This window comes from Marinospirillum celere, from assembly GCF_900112235.1.
GTDB classification, from domain to species: Bacteria; Pseudomonadota; Gammaproteobacteria; order Pseudomonadales; family Halomonadaceae; genus Marinospirillum; species Marinospirillum celere.
In genome coordinates this window covers 88,230-105,177 of record NZ_FOLH01000004.1, presented here as the reverse complement: position 1 = coordinate 105,177, position 16,948 = coordinate 88,230, and the positions used below count along the sequence as shown (strand labels likewise).

At 49.2% G+C, this 16,948-nt stretch carries 20 protein-coding genes; 11 read left to right on the top strand and 9 right to left on the bottom strand.

What is annotated here, in order from left to right; translation table 11 throughout:
* Positions 1–154: 154 nt before the first annotated feature.
* On the bottom strand, positions 155–1,828 hold the full coding sequence (locus BM185_RS10135) for an isovaleryl-CoA dehydrogenase (RefSeq protein ID WP_091963033.1): 1,674 nt from the start codon (positions 1,826–1,828) through the stop codon (positions 155–157).
* Between the two features lie 161 nt (positions 1,829–1,989).
* Between BM185_RS10135 and BM185_RS10130 the strand changes: the two genes are divergently transcribed.
* Genes BM185_RS10130 through BM185_RS10115 form a run of 4 tightly spaced genes read left to right on the top strand, consistent with a single transcriptional unit; the run spans position 1,990 to position 5,123 of the window.
* Positions 1,990–2,757: a ParA family protein gene (locus BM185_RS10130; RefSeq protein ID WP_091963030.1), complete on the top strand. Its 768-nt coding sequence runs from the start codon at positions 1,990–1,992 to the stop codon at positions 2,755–2,757.
* On the top strand, positions 2,750–3,424 hold the full coding sequence (gene trmB, locus BM185_RS10125; protein ID WP_091963027.1) for a tRNA (guanine(46)-N(7))-methyltransferase TrmB: 675 nt from the start codon (positions 2,750–2,752) through the stop codon (positions 3,422–3,424). Before BM185_RS10130 ends, trmB begins: the two co-directional genes overlap by 8 nt.
* A gap of 6 nt (positions 3,425–3,430) precedes the next feature.
* Positions 3,431–4,360, top strand: coding sequence for a bile acid:sodium symporter family protein (locus BM185_RS10120; RefSeq protein WP_281247340.1), 930 nt, complete (start codon positions 3,431–3,433; stop codon positions 4,358–4,360).
* Complete coding sequence (locus BM185_RS10115; RefSeq protein WP_091963022.1) at positions 4,350–5,123, top strand: tRNA-uridine aminocarboxypropyltransferase; 774 nt, start codon at positions 4,350–4,352, stop codon at positions 5,121–5,123. The genes BM185_RS10120 and BM185_RS10115 overlap by 11 nt, the downstream gene beginning before the upstream one ends.
* On the opposite strand, the gene trxB is transcribed toward BM185_RS10115, so the two are convergent.
* A complete protein-coding gene (trxB, locus tag BM185_RS10110) occupies positions 5,120–6,070 on the bottom strand; it encodes a thioredoxin-disulfide reductase (RefSeq protein ID WP_091963018.1) in 951 nt (316 codons plus the stop codon). The genes BM185_RS10115 and trxB overlap by 4 nt on opposite strands.
* A 102-nt stretch (positions 6,071–6,172) precedes the next feature.
* A complete protein-coding gene (locus BM185_RS10105; RefSeq protein ID WP_245751747.1) occupies positions 6,173–6,373 on the bottom strand; it encodes a CPXCG motif-containing cysteine-rich protein in 201 nt (66 codons plus the stop codon).
* Positions 6,374–6,873: 500 nt separating this feature from the next.
* On the opposite strand from BM185_RS10105, the gene BM185_RS10100 reads away from it, so the two are divergent.
* The 6 genes from BM185_RS10100 (at position 6,874) to BM185_RS14670 (ending at position 10,393) form a co-directional block, all read left to right on the top strand.
* Entirely contained in the window at positions 6,874–7,836 is a 963-nt protein-coding gene (locus BM185_RS10100; protein ID WP_091963014.1) for a hypothetical protein, read from the top strand.
* Positions 7,837–7,923: 87 nt separating this feature from the next.
* Complete coding sequence (locus BM185_RS10095; protein WP_091963011.1) at positions 7,924–8,514, top strand: hypothetical protein; 591 nt, start codon at positions 7,924–7,926, stop codon at positions 8,512–8,514.
* Positions 8,501–8,842 carry a hypothetical protein gene (locus tag BM185_RS10090; RefSeq protein WP_091963008.1) on the top strand — a complete coding sequence of 114 codons (342 nt, stop codon included), beginning with the start codon at positions 8,501–8,503 and terminating at the stop codon, positions 8,840–8,842. The genes BM185_RS10095 and BM185_RS10090 overlap by 14 nt, the downstream gene beginning before the upstream one ends.
* Positions 8,843–8,852: 10 nt before the next feature.
* Positions 8,853–9,548, top strand: coding sequence for a hypothetical protein (locus BM185_RS10085; RefSeq protein WP_091963006.1), 696 nt, complete (start codon positions 8,853–8,855; stop codon positions 9,546–9,548).
* A gap of 83 nt (positions 9,549–9,631) precedes the next feature.
* Positions 9,632–10,111 (top strand): glycine-rich domain-containing protein, encoded by a 480-nt coding sequence (locus BM185_RS10080; RefSeq protein ID WP_091963003.1) that lies wholly within the window; start codon positions 9,632–9,634, stop codon positions 10,109–10,111.
* A gap of 135 nt (positions 10,112–10,246) precedes the next feature.
* Positions 10,247–10,393, top strand: a complete 147-nt coding sequence (locus BM185_RS14670; protein WP_177203528.1) for a hypothetical protein — start codon at positions 10,247–10,249, stop codon at positions 10,391–10,393.
* Positions 10,394–10,559: 166 nt separating this feature from the next.
* Here the strand turns inward: BM185_RS14670 and BM185_RS10070 are convergent, their stop codons facing one another.
* The gene (locus BM185_RS10070; RefSeq protein WP_143089511.1) at positions 10,560–11,063 is read right to left on the bottom strand and encodes a hypothetical protein; all 504 of its coding nucleotides are present in this window, start codon (positions 11,061–11,063) and stop codon (positions 10,560–10,562) included.
* Positions 11,064–11,128: 65 nt separating this feature from the next.
* Positions 11,129–11,893, bottom strand: a complete 765-nt coding sequence (locus BM185_RS10065; protein ID WP_091962995.1) for a hypothetical protein — start codon at positions 11,891–11,893, stop codon at positions 11,129–11,131.
* Between the two features lie 417 nt (positions 11,894–12,310).
* On the opposite strand from BM185_RS10065, the gene BM185_RS10060 reads away from it, so the two are divergent.
* Entirely contained in the window at positions 12,311–13,495 is a 1,185-nt protein-coding gene (locus tag BM185_RS10060) for a GNAT family N-acetyltransferase (protein WP_091962992.1), read from the top strand.
* 6 nt (positions 13,496–13,501) lie between these two features.
* On the opposite strand, the gene BM185_RS10055 is transcribed toward BM185_RS10060, so the two are convergent.
* From BM185_RS10055 to BM185_RS10040, 4 genes are read right to left on the bottom strand one after another with little or no spacing between them, the layout of a single operon-like run.
* On the bottom strand, positions 13,502–14,122 hold the full coding sequence (locus BM185_RS10055) for a TorD/DmsD family molecular chaperone (RefSeq protein ID WP_091962990.1): 621 nt from the start codon (positions 14,120–14,122) through the stop codon (positions 13,502–13,504).
* Positions 14,123–14,141: 19 nt separating this feature from the next.
* On the bottom strand, positions 14,142–15,845 hold the full coding sequence (locus BM185_RS10050) for a 4Fe-4S dicluster domain-containing protein (protein WP_143089510.1): 1,704 nt from the start codon (positions 15,843–15,845) through the stop codon (positions 14,142–14,144).
* On the bottom strand, positions 15,826–16,335 hold the full coding sequence (locus BM185_RS10045; RefSeq protein ID WP_091962986.1) for a DUF3306 domain-containing protein: 510 nt from the start codon (positions 16,333–16,335) through the stop codon (positions 15,826–15,828). The genes BM185_RS10050 and BM185_RS10045 overlap by 20 nt, the downstream gene beginning before the upstream one ends.
* Positions 16,332–16,802 (bottom strand): DUF3305 domain-containing protein, encoded by a 471-nt coding sequence (locus BM185_RS10040; RefSeq protein WP_177203527.1) that lies wholly within the window; start codon positions 16,800–16,802, stop codon positions 16,332–16,334. Before BM185_RS10040 ends, BM185_RS10045 begins: the two co-directional genes overlap by 4 nt.
* Between the last annotated feature and the right edge of the window lie 146 nt (positions 16,803–16,948).

Here is a 16,948-nt window from a genome sequence, read left to right as displayed (position 1 = left end):
GCTAAGCTGTTTATTCCTGAAATCGAACTAAACAGGTGTTTGATTTCTGTACCCTAAGTCTGGTCTTGCTCGTTTGCCTGGGCTATCACCCTAAAGAGTGAATTTTCAAACAGCTTTCTTCTCATTTTGGGTGGCCTGTGTAGAGAGGTAACACTTAAATTTGTGGTGTCGCCCTGGTAAGGATCGTTTGGCAGGCGACGCCAGGAGGCAGATTGCCGTAGTTGAGCCCTCCCCCGGCTTGTAAGCGGCTGGCGCAGAAGGCATCACTGACTTCATGAGGACTGTTACGAACCAGTAGTGAGGCTTGTAACGCCAGGGCTAGGCGATCAACCAAATTTCTGGCTCGATACTCCAGGTTGCTGGTGTCCTTAAGGTCTTTTCGCAGTTCTTGTAAGAAGTGGTCCAGGTAGGTGTTGCTACCCTGGGCTAGAGAGACTTCATCAAGGTAGACCTCCAGGCTTTCAGGTGATTTGTGCCAGGCACGAAGTACATCCAGGCACTGAACATTGCCGCTGCCTTCCCAGATGGAGTTGATGGGGGATTCACGAAACAGCCTGGGCATAATGTGGTTTTCCATAACGCCGCTGCCACCAATGATTTCCATGGCTTCATAAGCATGATTGGGGGTGCGTTTGCAGATCCAGTATTTGCCAATCGGCGTAGCCAGGCGGAGCAGAGCTTGTTCGTGTTCATCCTGTTGGTTATCCAGCGCTCGGGACAGACGCAGGGTGAGCGCAAGTGCGGCTTCACTTTCCAGAGCCAGATCGGCAAGCAGATTTTGCATCAGTGGCTGCTGATTGAGTGGCTTGCCAAAAGCCTGACGATAAGCGGTGTGGTGTAAAGCTTGAGCGGTGGCCTGGCGCATTCCTGCTGAGGAGCCAAGCATGCAGTCATAACGGGTCATGGCGACCATTTCGATAATGGTTCTAACACCCTTGCCTTCTTCGCCAAGCATCCAGGCCAGAGCACCGAGCAGTTCGGTTTCACTGGAGGCATTGGCGACATTACCCATCTTGTTTTTTAGCTGCTGAATTTGCAGCGGGTTCTTGGTGCCGTCCGGCTTCCAGCGGGGTAGCAAAAAACAACTCAAGCCACCTGGAGCCTGGGCAAGCACTAAAAAACCATCACTCATGGGTGCAGATACAAAATACTTATGGCCCACCAGCTCATAAGCCTGGCCCGGGCCTTCCTGACCTAGAGGGTAAGCGCGGGTTGTATTGCTGCGCACATCAGAACCGCCTTGCTTCTCAGTCATAGCCATGCCCAGAGTGATTCCCGTTTTCTGCTCAAAAGGCTGGTTGCTGGGATCATAGTCACGACTAAAGAGTTTTTTGATCCAGGGGGCGGTGACGTTTTCTTGCTTGAGAAGTGTCGGCAGAGCAGCAAAGCTCATGGTAATGGGGCAGCCGTGAGCGGCTTCCACCTGGGTATGCAGATAGTATTTGGCTGCACGCGCAACCTGAGCACCGGGTTTGGGATCAGACCAGGGTGCGGCATGCAGACCTTCTTGGACAGCAATCTGCATTAGCCGATGATAAGCCGGATGGAAACGCACTAGATCCACCCGTTCTCCGCGTCGATCATGGCTTTCAAACGTCGGTTTATGGGCATTGGCTTCAAACCCCAGTTGAATAATGGCTTCTTGGCCGGTGAAAGCACCAAAGTGGGTTAGATCTTCTTCCGCCCAGCTGGCACCTTCGCGCCGGACACCTTCCTGGAGTGCCTGGTCCTGAAGATAAGGGTTGTAGTTCACCAGTAGCGGTGGCTGGTTTTCAACCTGATGGGTGGTCGCAAGAAAGTCACTGGGGGAGTTTGTTGAGCCTGACATGCTAAAACCTTTCTTATTGTTGGTTTACTTGCAGTGTGCGGTTAAGCCTTGGAACTGACCATCACTCTTAAGAATGAATTTTCAAACGCTATTTCATGGCAGATGTTTGCAACTTTTAGTAAAATCGCGGCTTTATAACGGTTAAAATGGGAGCAACCGGTATGCGCCGAGTCGTGTTCAATCAAAAAGGTGGTGTTGGTAAAAGTAGTATTACTTGTAATCTTGCGTCCATCAGTGCAGCTTCAGGCCAGCCTACGCTGGTGATTGATCTCGACCCCCAGGGTAATAGCACCCACTATTTAACCGGCCAGCCCGCCCAGGACCTGGACGACAGCATGTTTGATTTTTTTGAACAGTCGCTGACTTTGGGTGGAGGGCGTAAGTCCTTGGCTGATCTGGTTCAGCCCACGCCCTATGAGAACCTCTATGTGCTGGCTGCTCACCCGGAACTGGAAAGCCTGGAAGCCAAGTTGGAGTCGCGCTATAAAATCTACAAGCTGAAAGAAGCGCTGCTGGAACTAACTGATCTTTATCCTCAAATTTGGATCGATACACCACCTGCGTTGAATTTCTTTTCGCGCTCGGCGTTGATTGCTGCTGAAACCTGCCTGATTCCTTTTGACTGTGATGCCTTTTCCCGCCAAGCGCTCTATTCGCTGAAAGAAGCCATTGATGAACTGCGTGCTGATCATAATGACGCTCTGCAAATTGAGGGCATAATTGTGAATCAGTTTAATGCCCAGGCACGCTTGCCCCGTGTGTTGATTGAAGAACTCTTGGCTGAAGAGCATCCCGTACTGCCGGTTCACTTGTCTTCTTCAGTGAAAATGCGTGAATCTCACCAAGTCTCCCGACCCCTGAACCACTACGCACCCAAACACAAACTGACCCAGCAGTTTCAGGAGCTATTCGAGTTATTGCATGGCTGAACAGGGAAACTCGCGGCAGGTCACCAGTAATCAGCTCGGTGTCCATGATCAACTGCTGCAGGTCGTGGAGAAACATCGGCAAAGTCTTTTTAAAAAACCGATTACGACTTTTAACCGAGAAGCCTTTGAAGAGGCCGAAGCAGCCTGGCAAGCTTTTGGGGGTCGGCTAATTCTGGATTCCTGCTGCGGTGTTGGTGCCAGTACCCGTAAGCTTGCTAGTCGTTACCCGGAGCACTTTGTTATCGGTGTCGACCGTTCCGAAGACCGTTTAAGCCGCAAGTTGGGAGAACTACCAGCTAACGCGGTGTTGATTAGGGCTGATTTGGTGGACTTTTGGCGTCTGGCAGAAGCAGCAGGCTGGAAGCCGGAATATCATTTTTTGCTTTATCCCAACCCTACTCCCAAGAAAAAGGATTTGAAGCAGCGCTGGCATGGACACCCTGTGTTTCCCAGCCTGGTAGCTTTGGGCGGCCAGCTGGAAAGTCGCAGTAATTGGCGGATTTATCTGGAAGAAATGCAACTAGCACTTAAGGTTTTCGGTGTGGAAGCCGAAATCACTGCACTGGACATGGATGAGCCCATCACTCCTTTTGAAAGGAAGTACCACCTCAGTGGCCAGGATTTATGGCAGCTGAAAGCTAATTTGAATGAACTTGCCACGGGATGACAAGACGTGAAAAAACTTTTGCATAACACTAACCAGATGTTTCCAGTCTGGGCACTGCTCTTTGCAGCAGCGGCCTATTTCCAGCCGTCGCTATTTAATGGCTATGGCGGTTATATTCTTTATTTGTTAGCAGCCATCATGTTCTTTATGGGGCTAACTCTGACACCCGCAGACTTTCTGCGGGTTTTCAAACGGCCCGATAAAATTCTGCTGGGCACCGGGATACAATTCTTATTGATGCCGCTGATTGCTTGGATTCTCGCCAAGGCGCTGCTGCTGGGTCCTGAACTCACGGTGGGCATGATATTGGTTGGGGCAACAGCCGGTGGAACAGCGTCCAATGTGATGGTTTACCTGGCGGGTGGTAAGGTAGCTCTTTCAGTTACCATGACGCTCTTCTCTTCTTTGGTTGCAGTGGCAGCAACACCCATATTGACGCGGTTGTATGTTGGCCAATCTCTGGAAGTACCCGTTGTTGATATGATGAAAACCCTGGCTTGGGTGATTCTTTTGCCTATTTTTGCAGGGGTTGTTGTTAACCGTTTGATTCAACCCTTTCTGCGCAAACATGAGCCCTGGCTGGCTACAGGCTCTATGGCCGGTATTGTTTTGGTGATTGCCATCGTGGTTAGTTTGAATCAATCACAAATCGCCAGCTTGGGTCCCATTCTGGCCTTGGCGGTGATGCTACATAACTTAGCTGGCTTGGCCGCAGGCTACTGGGGTGCAAAACTGCTTAGATGTGATGAGCGGGAATGCCGCACCATAGCGATTGAAGTGGGCATGCAAAATTCGGGCTTGGCCGCAGGCCTGGCTGCCAAGTACTTTGGTGCCTCTGCCGCCCTTCCCGGTGCACTCTTTAGTGTTTGGCACAATATTTCCGGGGCCTTGCTGGCCGGCCACTGGAAGCGGGTTCGAGTCAAAGATGGCAGCTGAATCTCTGCGTAAGCCGCTTTCCGCTTTTGAACAGGAGGTTCGGCGTATTGCCGAGTCTCCTGAGCGCTTTCAGCACCCGCGTCGGCCCTTTACTGCCAGGGGCAGCTTTATACGCCGTTGCAGTGGTTGTCGCATGCCGGAAGACTTCTGCATTTGTCGCTTTCGTACTGAAACCCGTTCAGATGCAGAGTTCTGGGTACTGATGCATATTGAAGAGGTTAATAAGCCGACCAATACGGCCCGGCTGATAGGCGACACTCTGCCTTCGACCCGTGTTTTCCCCTGGCAGCGAATGAGCCCACCCCAGGCGTTTATTGAACTCCTGAAGGACGAGCGTTACCAACCTTTTATCATCTTTCCTGATGATCAGCCTGACTATCAGGACAGAGTCGTGCAGGATTATCCGCAAGCCCGTAAAAACCAGGAGCATAAAATTCCGGTTTTTATTCTGCTTGATGGTACCTGGCGACAGGCGCGTAAAATGTTTCGCCAGAGTGAGTACCTGCAAGAGCTGCCGGTACTACCGGTTAGAAGCAATCGCAAAACCAGCTACCAACTGCGCAAACCGGCATCCGAAGCCCACCTGTGCACAGCGGAAGTGGGTATCGAATTATTGGAAATGGCGGGTGATAAAGAAGCGGCTCAGGTGCTGGAAAACTACTTTGCTGTTTTCAATCAGGGTTATGCTGCGGCCCGCCGGCAAAAGCAGGCGGACCTTAGCGAAGCCATGCAATGGTTGCTGGATTACCAGCAGAGTAATTAGAGAGCGTCCAGGTAACGCTCAGCATCCAGAGCAGCCATACAGCCGGTTCCCGCAGAAGTAACGGCTTGGCGGTAGACGTGGTCGCAGACATCGCCTGAAGCAAAAACACCTGGAACACTGGTGGCCGTGGCATTGCCTTGAAGACCTGATTGAATCTTGATATAGCCACCTTCCATATCCAGTTGCCCTTCGAAGAGATCGGTATTGGGTTTATGGCCTATGGCAATAAATACACCCATCACGGACAGCTGTTTTTCACTGGTATCAGTGGTGGATTTCAGTTTCAACCCGGTTACACCCTGTTCGTCTCCCAGTACTTCATCCAATTGATGGTTCCAAAGAATTTCAATGTTGCCATTTTTGACTTTTTCAAAGAGTTGATCCTGCAGAATTTTTTCAGACCTTAGGCTATCGCGTCTGTGTACAAGGGTGACCTTCTTGGCGATATTCGATAGATAAAGCGCTTCTTCCACTGCAGTGTTACCGCCACCGATAACGGCCACTTCCTGGTTTTTGTAAAAAAAGCCATCACAGGTTGCACAGGCTGATACCCCGCGCCCCATAAAGGCTTCTTCACTGGGCAGTCCCAGGTATTGAGCACTGGCACCCGTTGCAATAATCAAAGCATCACAGGTATAGGTGCCCTGGTCGCCGGTTAGGGTGAAGGGCTTTTCTTTCAGGTTAACCTGGTTGATATGGTCAAACTGGATTTCAGTTTCAAAGCGCTCTGCATGTTTGCGCATCCGTTCCATTAATTCAGGGCCTTGTACCCCCTGATCATCACCGGGCCAGTTATCGACATCGGTTGTGGTGGTGAGCTGGCCACCCATTTGCATGCCGGTAATCAGTAGAGGCTTAAGATTGGCGCGGGCTGCGTAAACAGCGGCCGTATAGCCTGCAGGACCTGAGCCCAGAATAATCAGTTTGCTATGTCGGGATGCAGACATCATCACTCCTAGAGATTGGAAAGGTGGCAAACCTCAATCCTCAAATCAGGAGAGAGGCTCTAACCTGGATAACATGGGTATCTAGAGAGCAGATTACAAGGTCTAATCTGATTCGCGTTTAAGCTGTGTACTCAGCAAATGACCGCTTAGGTCTACTTCAGTGACAATAGTAATGGGAGCACAGCAGACTTCACAGTCCTCAATAAACTCCTGACTGCCGGATGAGATATCCACAGCGAGCTCCAAATCGCTTCCACAATAAGGGCAGGTATCCTTGACGCTGGTGAGCATGGCTTCGTTCATAGGGCTACCTCCAGTCGGGGTGTACACCTGAAGCATAGCAGTTCGTTTGAAAACCGAGCAGGATTTGGTTCCAGCAATAGCTGCTTCCTTGATTCTCTATAAATCCTGCTGACCTTTTTGCCAGACCTTACGATTACGGCAAGCAATCGTGTCTTCCAAAGTGGTTAACTCTTCATTGGGTGGCTAAGTTTCTCTGATAGAAACAACAGTTGCTCGGCTAGGTAAATAGGATAATAGTTTAATTGAATTGGGAATAGTTATAAGTTCAGGAAGCAGAGGAATGTAATTTTATTAATCCTACGTAATGTAACAATAGGTACAAAAAACTTCAGTAGAGCTATTCAAAAGATGACCTTTTGAAGTAAGAATGTCTAGTGCTGTGTTATGTGGATACAGCACTAATCATGGAAATTAAAGGAATTAATAGATGAAAAATAAAAAAAACTTTCAAGTTGGGACTTCTTGCCGTTGCAGCGTCTGCATTTGTGCTTGCAGGATGTTTGGACAGTGATAGTTCTTCAGGTTCGAATGGTGGTTCAGGTTTAAACAGTGGTAATTTGACAGGTGGTTCTGTTGAAGCAGCTCGAGACCTGATAACTATTGATGCAGAAAATGTGCCTGCAATATTCAAGGCCGCGACGGAAGCTTTAGGTATTGTAGATGATGAGGCTCGCTACCTTACCCAGAATCTGGCTGACGACGCAGCATATGACTTGATGTGGGCTGATGATTATTTGGATGACAAGTCCTCTGGTGAGCAGGCATGTGATGGCGGTGGAAGCTACACTTTCAGTATTACTGGGGAATATGTGGCCGACTATGACCTGAGTGATATGGACTTGGGTCGTAATACCCAGACTTTTACCAACTGCGATTTGGATGGGTTTTATATTGATAGCGATATCCTGAATGGCGGCTTTGTATACGACCTTCAAGAAGAAGGAGATGGCCATCTTGAGACCTTTGCCTTTGATGATCTGGCAGTAACGGATGAAAGTGATGACACGCTTACTCACACTTACAACGGTGCCCTAAAAATCAAGCGGGATGCTGGCGGTGATCTGGAAAGCCTGTCTGCAAAGGCCTTTAGCATTGATCGCAAGGAAGGTGATGACGAAAGTTGGTTGCGCATCCATGACTTAACCTGGTCAGGCTGGGATGACAGCAGGCTTGGTAGCTTGTTACAGGGTTCGCCTGATATGATAGTGGATTTACATGAGCTTGATGGTGCATTTGAACTGCTGGTTGATGATGCGCTGACTAGCCGCTTTATTGGTATGACAAAAGGTAAGTTAAAACTGACTGGCGCAGGTGATTTAAGTATTCATATTGAAGTAACTGGTACGGACGAAGTGACCGTTGCTCTTCATGGTGCTGATGGTAACGAGATTGAAGGCTGTACGGTTACTGGTCACGGCATTGATGACGAGCTAGAGTTGCCAGATGGATGTTCTATCGACTAACTCTTCACTGCCAAGTTAAGGCTAATTAGCCCCTCCCCAGAGGGGCTTTTCTGCGTTGAGCAATTGAAAAAACTACAAGGATAAACCATGGAAAAAAATATTGAAAAGGAGCAGCCATTAGTGGGAGAGCATTCGCGGCTGCATAAAAAAATACAGGGCTGGAGTCAGCGACTGGCACATTATTTTTATGTCTTCCTGGGCGCAATCCTTTTCCCAATATATACCCTTTACTTTGTTTTTGAGTCCAGGCTTTCTTTTACGACACTTTCCAATCTGGAGCTGATCTTTTTAGTCGTTAGCTTGATTTTGACCATTCAAATATTCTTAAGAACGCGGAAAGCTGGAAAAAAATGGCATTCAGCGTTAGCGCTGGTATTGCGGTCCTATGGTATAGGGCTCTTTGCTTTTTTATCTCTAGTCGGCGTTACCTTTTTTGTGCTTGGCTTCTGGTGGGAGATGAACTATGGATCAGCAAGGTCGGTACCAGCAGAAGATATTGACTTGGCTTTTGGTGTGTCCTTCCTGGTTTTTTTCTATATCTCACATTTTTTTGTATTGCTTCAACTCTACCTACACAGGCCACCCAAGCTCCTTGCACTAAAGACAGAGAAGCCAGTTGAAAAGGAACCGGTGCAGGTATTATCAGAAGGTAAGGAGCTGTCAGATGATCCACGTTAGAAAAATAGCCGGGTTGTTGTTAGTGTTGGCTTTAGTTTTTCCTTTGTCTGCCAGTGCTCGGGGGGATTTGTCTGCTCAACGCCTAGTTGAGGGATGTACCGAGGTAGTGACACTTTATAAGGCCAGAGAGAGAAGCCGTTTGCTAGCGGGTCAACTGAGTTCAATGCAGCAGGCTGTACAGGCGGGGTACTGCATTGGTGTAGTTCAGTATTATAAGAGTAGTAACTACTGTAATCGGGATTGGTACGAAGTAGCTACACGCATTGCCATGACCGAACAACTAACAGGGCAGTCTCACTTCGGGTTGTTAAGAAATGCCTGTGAATAGTGATTCAAGGATGCAAACTTACACAGCGCCCGAAGCTATTTGGGAGCTGTTTGCTATCGACAGTGCCCGCTACCCGAACTTTCGTAATGCTGTGAATACCCTCCTTAAAGCGAAAATGCCGGATAAAAAGCTCTTCTTTAAGCCTCGTGAAGAAGAGCGGCTGGGTGGTGGCTGTGGTAGCCGCAGTCGCAGCTATTACAGTGAAGCTCAGTTAGTCCAGCTACACAACGCAGTGTTGATTCATGGCATCTTTGGCATGCCTAAGCAGGTGATGAAATTCTTCGATTCCAGGGCCGTTGCTGAGCGTAAGAAACTGGCAACCTGGGTTCAGGAGCTGCTGGTCAACCGCCAGAGTGTGGTGGGAATTGGTCTGCTGCCACCTGAGCTGCGTGATTTTGTTGAGCTTCTGGGTAGTGACGTCGATCTCTATGAAGAAAAGCTGCCCAATCCCTTTATGGAATTACCACAACTGGCGCTGGATGGTCGAGACAGTCTTTTGAGTGCCATGACAACTCAGTTGAGTGTGCTTTCAGTGGACGAATCCATGATGATCCACTACTTGAATAATAATATTGAGGCGGCCTATCAGGCTGCCCAGCAGCTACCTGATAGCCCTGAAACACTGATTGGCCGATATAAGTCGCTGATTGTTAATGAGTATCAAGAGCTGAGTGCTTTTGATGAATTTTTGGATGCTATTCGCTAAAAAAAGCTTGGTTGTGGAATCCACAGAAAAATACTGACCCTGGCGTTAACAACGACGCTTTGTTAAACAACAGGAGTCAAGCCATGACTAACGTAAACAGCTTTGATCTTTTACCCCGCAAAATTGCCGAACTGGATCTACGTCGCTTGCAGCACAAGTACACAGAATCCAGCGAAGCCGAGCTAACCCCAGATGAGTGGGCCTTTGCTGAAAAGGAATACCGCAAGTTCCTGGCACTAAAACTAGCTTATCCTGCAGCATCTCTGGTGCCGAGCAAAATGGTTGACTATGTCTGGCATGCCCATCTGCTGGACACCCGCGCCTACCGTGAAGACTGCCGAAAAATCTTCGGACGTTTCATCGATCACTACCCCTACTTTGGTATCTATGGTGAAGATGACCAGCAATTGCTGCAGGCCACCTTTGAAAAAACAAAACAGCTTTATCAGCGTCATTTTGGTCCCTACCCAGGTGGTAGCAATCCTGAAGCAGCACGCTGCGAAGGCCATGCCTGTCATGTACCCACCACCTGCGCCTGCCGCGTGTCCGGTGCTTGCAAGTAGGTAACAGAGTAGCTACCACATATTGATCAATGGTGAATTTCATGAGCAAGAAAAGTAGTACATGCTTCAGCAGAAATACGGGTAAGGCACTTGTTTATTATGAAAGTGAGCGGGAAGCCCAACAAGGTGCTGACTATGCATATGCAAGATATGAAAGTGACATGGTTCCATATAAGTGCAGCAGTTGTGGTTTTTGGCATTTATCTCCACGAAAAAACCACACGCCCAGCAGAAAATGTATTTGTTCCAGCGGATCAGGAAGACCCAAAGCTTTATATTTAACTCAGCAAGATGCGATGAACAGGGCTGAAGTCATCAGGCAAGAAAAGGGGATTTCGCTTAGGGCCTACCAGTGCCCTCACTATTCAGGCTGGCATCTTACAAAAGGAGCTTGTTATTGAGAAAAAAAGCAGCCAGGCCCATAAGGGCCTGGTTTTTTCTATCAGGATTAAAAGCCTGCAGGGGTTCTTAGGTTAGGCGTACCTTCACTGTCTTTTAGTATGCGGGCTAGAGAGCTCTCATGCCGGCTATCTACCAGCCAGAGGCTGTCACTCAGGGTGAACAAGCGGAAAGGGCCTAAGCCTATGCCCGGATCAGAGCTAAGCAGGGCTTGAGGAATACCCAAAGGGTTATTAATTTCGACATTAAGCTCTCCCATCAGGTGGGTTTGGCTTGGATTTTGGACAGAAGCGGCATAAACCAATTCCTGACCATCAGCATGCTTACTAAGATAACGCTCAGATACTACATCGGGCGCTAAGTGATCCTGGCTATAGCCAGCTGAGGCCGGACTGGATGCTAGCTGCCATTGGGCATTGTCATGAACAACTTGGTTGTTAGGGTCGTTGGCTTTGACAGCATAGGCTTCAAAGGTCATGGGTGGTTCACTGATATCCATAAAGTTGAAGAAGACCCAGTTATGTTCAGTTCCTGAAATCGATGTGGAAAGCACTATATCTGCATCTTCCGTGTTGCCTTGAAAGAGCTCAATTTTAGTGTCGTCTGAATCCAGAGCGGTTACACCATAGGCTCCGCCGCCATTTTTTGACCAGCCCCAAGCAACGCCCTGCTCTGTTGTCTGGATAAAGTTTGGCCAAGTATCATCAATGCCACTGGTGTCCAAATGGTCGATGTCATCTTCAGTGATGCGCCAAAGGCATTAAGCTCAAAGTTGATGGTACCTTTAGCTGTAAAGCTATTGTCAGAAGGGTTATATAAGCTCAGCTTAGTAGTGCTATTGGTTGTTGGCTCGGCAAAGAAAATCTTGCCGTTACCTAGCTGAGCCAGATATGTGGGGAAAATAGCGCCTAAGATGGTATTTAAGCTCCCCTGAGTGGCTGTGGTAGTACCATCCAGGTTAACCTTGTAGGTGGTGTTGTTGTCAGTCGCCGAGTGAGCCACCCAGGCTTTCAGCTCACCTGAGGCTGGATCATGAACTGGCCCCAAAGGAACCTTGCCTTCTGCAAAGCTGAAAGCATTTTCTCCATTGAGTTGAACGCTGTGCCAGCGGGCATTTCCATCCTCTACCGTGCGATAAAGCAGTGTAGAAGCTTCCCAGTTTTGTCGGTCACGGCCTAAGCGAAGCACATCAATACTTCCTGAAGTCACTTCAGCGAGAGTTTCATGGATATTTTCTGCATCAGGGTCGGAAGAAGCAAAGCGGATCTCCTGGTCGTTGCGGTAGGCCACACCAGCAATTCCGAGGTCTTCTGTTTCAGTGCCGCCAGTGAAAACGGTTACAAGGGGCTCCAGGGTTTCATTATCTGAATCCTGGTGGACCATCAAGAGTTCACCCGTTTGTGGGTTGAGTGCACAAAGCTGATCTTGAAAGCCAAAAAAATGCAGATCTTCATAGCCCGCATCAGAGTCAAGGCCGCTACCGGAAGTGACGAGATTTATCTGGCCTGAGCAGGTATCTTGAGGGCCATTGCCAGGTGTTTGGGTGGTATCATCAGAGTCATCGCTGGAGTCACAACCCGCTGTAATCAGACTGGCAGTAGCAATACTTAATAAAAATAAATAAGTTTTTATTTATTTCATCCTAGACTCCTCTTTTAATGCTTATTCTTTGTAAGGCTTTAGTGTGGCAAGCAGTCTTCAGGTGTCAAGCTGGGCTCTTAATGATTAATTGAAATGTGAAAAGGTTCACTGCATTAAAAAAGCATATTTTATAATATTTTATTGAATTAGGTTCTTCTTATGATTTGTAGATGGCATGCCAGTATTTGTGAGCTGCCGACCACTAGCTGGCAGCAGTTGGATTCTTCAGGTGGTTATCCTTTTCTGCGTCGGGAATTTTTAGAGACTTTGGAAACCAGTGGTTGTGTTAGTCGTGCGACAGGTTGGGAGCCCTGGCATGCCAGTGTTTGGGAAGGCGATCAGTTGCTTGCTGTTATGCCGAGTTACCGTAAATACCATTCACGGGGTGAGTATGTTTTTGATTTCCAGTGGGCTGAAGCCTACCGCCACTTTCCTGATCCGATGACCGGGCTAAGGGGTAGAGATTATTACCCCAAGTTGCTAACAGCAGTTCCTTTTACGCCTGCATCGGGTCCTCGGCTGCTGATGGCTAAGGGTGTTGAAGTACAAGCTGTTTTGAAATGTTTGCTGGAAGCTATTCAGCAGCAACTGACAGCTATAGGTGAACCTGGTGCTAGTCTTTCCAGTTGGCACCTGTTGTTTCCTGATCAACAGCAGCTTGCTAGCTTACAAGCGACTTGGCCCGAAACATTACTTGAACGCCATGGTTGTCAGTTTCATTGGTTTAATCGGGGCTATGAAGACTTTGATGCTTTTCTGGCTGCGATGACTAGTAAAAGACGCAAAGAAATTCGTAGGGAAAGACGCAAGGTTGAAGCACAGGAGCTGACTTTGGAGCGCTTTTCAGGTGCTGCCATTACCCAGCAGATGCTGCGCCAGTTTTTTGGGTTTTATCAAATGACGTATCACCTGCGTGGCCAGCACCCCTATCTGACTGAAGAGTTCTTTGTCGAGCTGCTCAAGGGCATGTCGGATTCTTTAATGTTGGTGTTGGCTGAATATCAGGGCCAAAAGGTTGCTGGGGCTTTGTTTTTTGAGGATGCCACAACTCTGTATGGGCGCTACTGGGGAGCTTTGGTGGATGCAGACTGTCTGCATTTCGAAGCCTGCTATTACCAAGGCATTGAATACGCCATCGAGAGAGGGCTGCAGCGTTTTGATCCGGGAACCCAGGGTGAGCATAAGATTCCGCGCGGTTTTGAGCCAGTGATGACGCACTCTTTGCATGCCCTGCCCGATCCAGGTTTTGCTGCCGCCGTTAAAGAATTTTTGGGACGGGAAAGGTTGGCAGTTGCTGACTACGCCGAGCAAGCCAGGCAACTGCTTCCCTTTCGCAAAAGCTGAAGTAGCTTAATGTGCTGGGCTGAAGACTTGCACTGCTGCTTCAGCCGCTTCGGCTTCTTGCTTCAGAACCAGCCGTTCGCGCTTGAAAAAAGCCAGGGCGAGGGTGGCAACTGCCTGGTAAAAAAGCGCACTGGAAGCTTGTTGAATATCTTCGCAGAGATTTTCAGCCCAGGGTGCCAAGTGGCGGTGGAAGAAAGTGGCCTGTCGGCTGTCACTGGCTCCCTGCTGGATCAACAGGGACATGATTTCGCATAAGGCAGCAATATGATCTTCCGGCTCTTTATGCTCTTCGCTGCGTGCAAAGCCGAGCAGTTTCAAGTCATTGCGCAGTTCGATTAAGGGTGCTTCCATAATCGAGCCTGTTAGGTACCAGGAGGCAAAGGGAGTAATTTCACCCTGGCCGATACCGATAAACAGCGGCAGATATTCCTCTGCCACTGATGCATGGTTGGCCTTTTGGGCAGCCATTTGCAGCATCTTCCAGCCCAGTTGCAGCTCATTTTTCTGCGTCGGATCTATCTCCAGCTCGCGCAGAAATTCAAGCAGCTCATCGCTGGGGGCGTCACGCAGGAGAGCGGCCAGCAAGGCATAGATATCGGCTCTTAAAGCATTTTCTTCCTGTTGCATGATCTGTCTTCTCCGGTCATTAAAGGCGCAGCTGGGCTTCAGGGTCAGCCGCCAGCTCGCGATAGGAATCACGGACCCGGCAGTCTTCACACATTTGCAGACGCTTCGCCGCTTCACCCTGGAAATAGCTGTGGTTTTCCAGCTTTTTCATGATGCTGTTTATGGTGCTGCTGTTGCCAAAAGCTTTGCCACAACTAATGCAGTGGAAAGGCTCTTCTTCCTTGAGAGTGCGCTCTTCCATACGAATACCCGGAGCGGCAATAAAGCGTGCTTCCAGGCTGATTACTTTTTCCGGGCAACTGGCTTCACAGAGACCACACTGCACGCAATCCGCTTCCAGGAAAGCCAGCCGTGGCGCTGTTTCATCTCCGCCACGTAGCGCCCCTGTTGGGCAGAGAGCAACACAGCTCATGCATAGAGTGCACGCATCGGCTTCTAGGTGAACCTGACCAAAGGGAGAGCCGGATGCAAGCTTTTGAGGCTCTTCAACAGCTTCGGCCTGTTCATAAAGACGCTCAAGCGCAGCATTAAGCGTTCCCCGCTTACCTGCCCATTCGAAAGGATCAGTTGCGGGTTGGTTGTGCCAGGGAGCCAGGTGTTCATCCAGCTGCACCAGTTCCTGATTGAGGGTATTGGCATCAACCAGGGAGATGCGCTCTGATGGGTGTCCAAGAGTGGTCAGGAGTTGGCCGGCCAAACGGGTTTCTTTGCTGAGTAGCTGTGCCAGGCTGGCAGGAGTGTCATTACTGGTTTGAATGGCAACATAGGTGGCCCCAGCACAGAGCAGTGAGAACCAAATTTCACTGCCCACACCTGCGGCTTCTTCAAGTGCCAAGGGTAGTACAAAACCGGGTAAATCATCTAACTGGGGTGCAGCTTCTTCACCATGAATAAGAACGGCGGGACGTTCGCCTCCTGCATCCCGATAAGCCTGTATCAATTGGCGTACTTGGGTCAGGCGATTGGTCGGCTGGGGTGAAGTAAAACTCAGCGCACCGGTAGGACAAGCCGTTGTACAGCTTCCAGCGCCATGGCAAAGAGCATCCTGAACCTGGATAATAAAATCATGGGTGGGTGTTTGATTGTGGCTGATGATGGCATCGGCTGGGCAGACATCCAGGCAGCGGGTACAGCCGGTTTTGCCCCGGTCAGCATGGGCACAAATAGCATGATTAACTTCGATATAGCTGGGTTTTTCAAACTCACCGCGAAGACCGCTGATCTCTTCGATGACTTCTTGCAGCTGGCTGGATTGGGCGTCAATAGCAAAATAACCGGGTGGTGAAAGCTCACTGCTAATGAGTTGCTGGCCGGTCAAATCCAGGACGATGTCATAGTGCTCTTGGCCTATAAGTGCCTTGGCAGGATTATAGTTTTCCTGTTTTTCAGTATCTTGAATTTGTAGTTCAAAGGCACCCAGCCAACCTTGAAGGCTGGCTAAGGGGGCATAGATAAGCTTGGCTTCAGGAGCTGCGGCCAAGGCTTTTTCCAGGTGCTCGTCATCCTGGTTGGTTACATCGCCCTGTATCAGCAGAGTGATAGAGCTTAGATCTTCCAGTTGGTCAGCGGTTAAACGTGCTAAATCTTCTGGACCAACAATCAACAGGTGGCCGTTGCTTTTGTAGGTCAGGCTACCGGCTTGCATAGCCAGCAAAGGTGGCAGGCTATTGAGGGCTTGCTGGCGAGCAAGGCTGTTCGCAGTTTCAGGTTGCTTGGTCATCATCAGCTTCTTTTTTATTGGCTAGGTTGTTGGAATTTTCCAGATCCTTGGTTTCTTCTGGTGTTTCCTGGAGTTCTGTTTCTAGGTCTTCTTTCCAGTTATCTACCCGGCCCTTGGCCCAGTAGCGAAGTTTTTCTACCGCTTCGCTGGCCAGGGTAGGCATCTGGCTATAATCTTCAGCATACTCATCCATAGGGCAGCGGTAATTAAATTCGGGCTGATGAAAGAGTTTGCGCAGTGCTTGTTTGCGTAAAGACTGACTGACTCCTTTGGCAAAAAACATGGAAACATCACTTTGTGAGTTGAGAGTTTCCAGGTCCGGCATATCGGCATCCGTTAGCTCTTGGACTCTTTCTTCAGTATCAACGGTTGGGTTCGCTGCTTCCTGCGGCTGAGCAGGTGGCTGGGCTTCACTTTCTGCTTCAGTAGTCGCCGTTCCTAGCTGTTGTTCCTGCTTGCGTTTTGCCCAGCGTGACAGAAAGGCTTCACTCATGAAGATGTCTCCTGAGGGTTTTGATCAGCTTTGGGTTTTCCGCGCATGCGGCGTTTACCCGCTCGAGGATCTTCTTCCCCATGATGAGCCATAAAGGCTTCCATCCAGGCATGAATAGGAGCGGGTAACGGAATGTCCAGGACGGGTTGGCCTGCGTCCATATAGTCGGCGGCGACATCCTGGCAGCTACTGATTTGGTGAGGCACTAAGCCCTGCTCGGTCTCCTGGCAAACCACAAAAAGCTTGGGGTTCTGCGAGGAGAGGTTAAACCGATAGGCGCTGCGTAGATCTTTAAAAAGTTGTAGTTCTAGACGCACGCTTTCAGGGTGTTCCAAAGGCAAATGGCTGATTTCGGCAACTTCCCAGGTAATGCTTTCCCAGCCGCGAGAAATACCGACTTTCTTTTCCAGCCTAACCCATAGAGGCCAGGCGTTGAGCGAAGGTTGACTAGGAGTTTCTCTGTTCACGGGCTTCTCCAGAAACGTTGATGCCAAGTAACAGCAAGTCCTGTACCTGCCCGCGAAGGAGAATAAAACCAAATAATCCAGGTATTTTGGGAAGAAAAGACCCAAAAAAGTAGAGTTGAAGGAGACTTTTTGAGTGTTCGGATGGA

Coding starts and splice junctions, on each gene's coding strand:
- BM185_RS10135 (WP_091963033.1), bottom strand. CDS start 1,828: ATGTCAGGCTCAACAAACTCCCCCAGTGACTTTCTTGCGACCACCCAT.
- BM185_RS10095 (WP_091963011.1), top strand. CDS start 7,924: ATGGAAAAAAATATTGAAAAGGAGCAGCCATTAGTGGGAGAGCATTCG.
- trxB (WP_091963018.1), bottom strand. CDS start 6,070: ATGTCTGCATCCCGACATAGCAAACTGATTATTCTGGGCTCAGGTCCT.
- BM185_RS10085 (WP_091963006.1), top strand. CDS start 8,853: ATGCAAACTTACACAGCGCCCGAAGCTATTTGGGAGCTGTTTGCTATC.
- BM185_RS10045 (WP_091962986.1), bottom strand. CDS start 16,335: ATGAGTGAAGCCTTTCTGTCACGCTGGGCAAAACGCAAGCAGGAACAA.
- trmB (WP_091963027.1), top strand. CDS start 2,750: ATGGCTGAACAGGGAAACTCGCGGCAGGTCACCAGTAATCAGCTCGGT.
- BM185_RS14670 (WP_177203528.1), top strand. CDS start 10,247: ATGCATATGCAAGATATGAAAGTGACATGGTTCCATATAAGTGCAGCA.
- BM185_RS10080 (WP_091963003.1), top strand. CDS start 9,632: ATGACTAACGTAAACAGCTTTGATCTTTTACCCCGCAAAATTGCCGAA.
- BM185_RS10130 (WP_091963030.1), top strand. CDS start 1,990: ATGCGCCGAGTCGTGTTCAATCAAAAAGGTGGTGTTGGTAAAAGTAGT.
- BM185_RS10115 (WP_091963022.1), top strand. CDS start 4,350: ATGGCAGCTGAATCTCTGCGTAAGCCGCTTTCCGCTTTTGAACAGGAG.
- BM185_RS10065 (WP_091962995.1), bottom strand. CDS start 11,893: ATGGTCCACCAGGATTCAGATAATGAAACCCTGGAGCCCCTTGTAACC.
- BM185_RS10060 (WP_091962992.1), top strand. CDS start 12,311: ATGATTTGTAGATGGCATGCCAGTATTTGTGAGCTGCCGACCACTAGC.
- BM185_RS10090 (WP_091963008.1), top strand. CDS start 8,501: ATGATCCACGTTAGAAAAATAGCCGGGTTGTTGTTAGTGTTGGCTTTA.
- BM185_RS10050 (WP_143089510.1), bottom strand. CDS start 15,845: ATGATGACCAAGCAACCTGAAACTGCGAACAGCCTTGCTCGCCAGCAA.
- BM185_RS10105 (WP_245751747.1), bottom strand. CDS start 6,373: ATGAACGAAGCCATGCTCACCAGCGTCAAGGATACCTGCCCTTATTGT.
- BM185_RS10055 (WP_091962990.1), bottom strand. CDS start 14,122: ATGCAACAGGAAGAAAATGCTTTAAGAGCCGATATCTATGCCTTGCTG.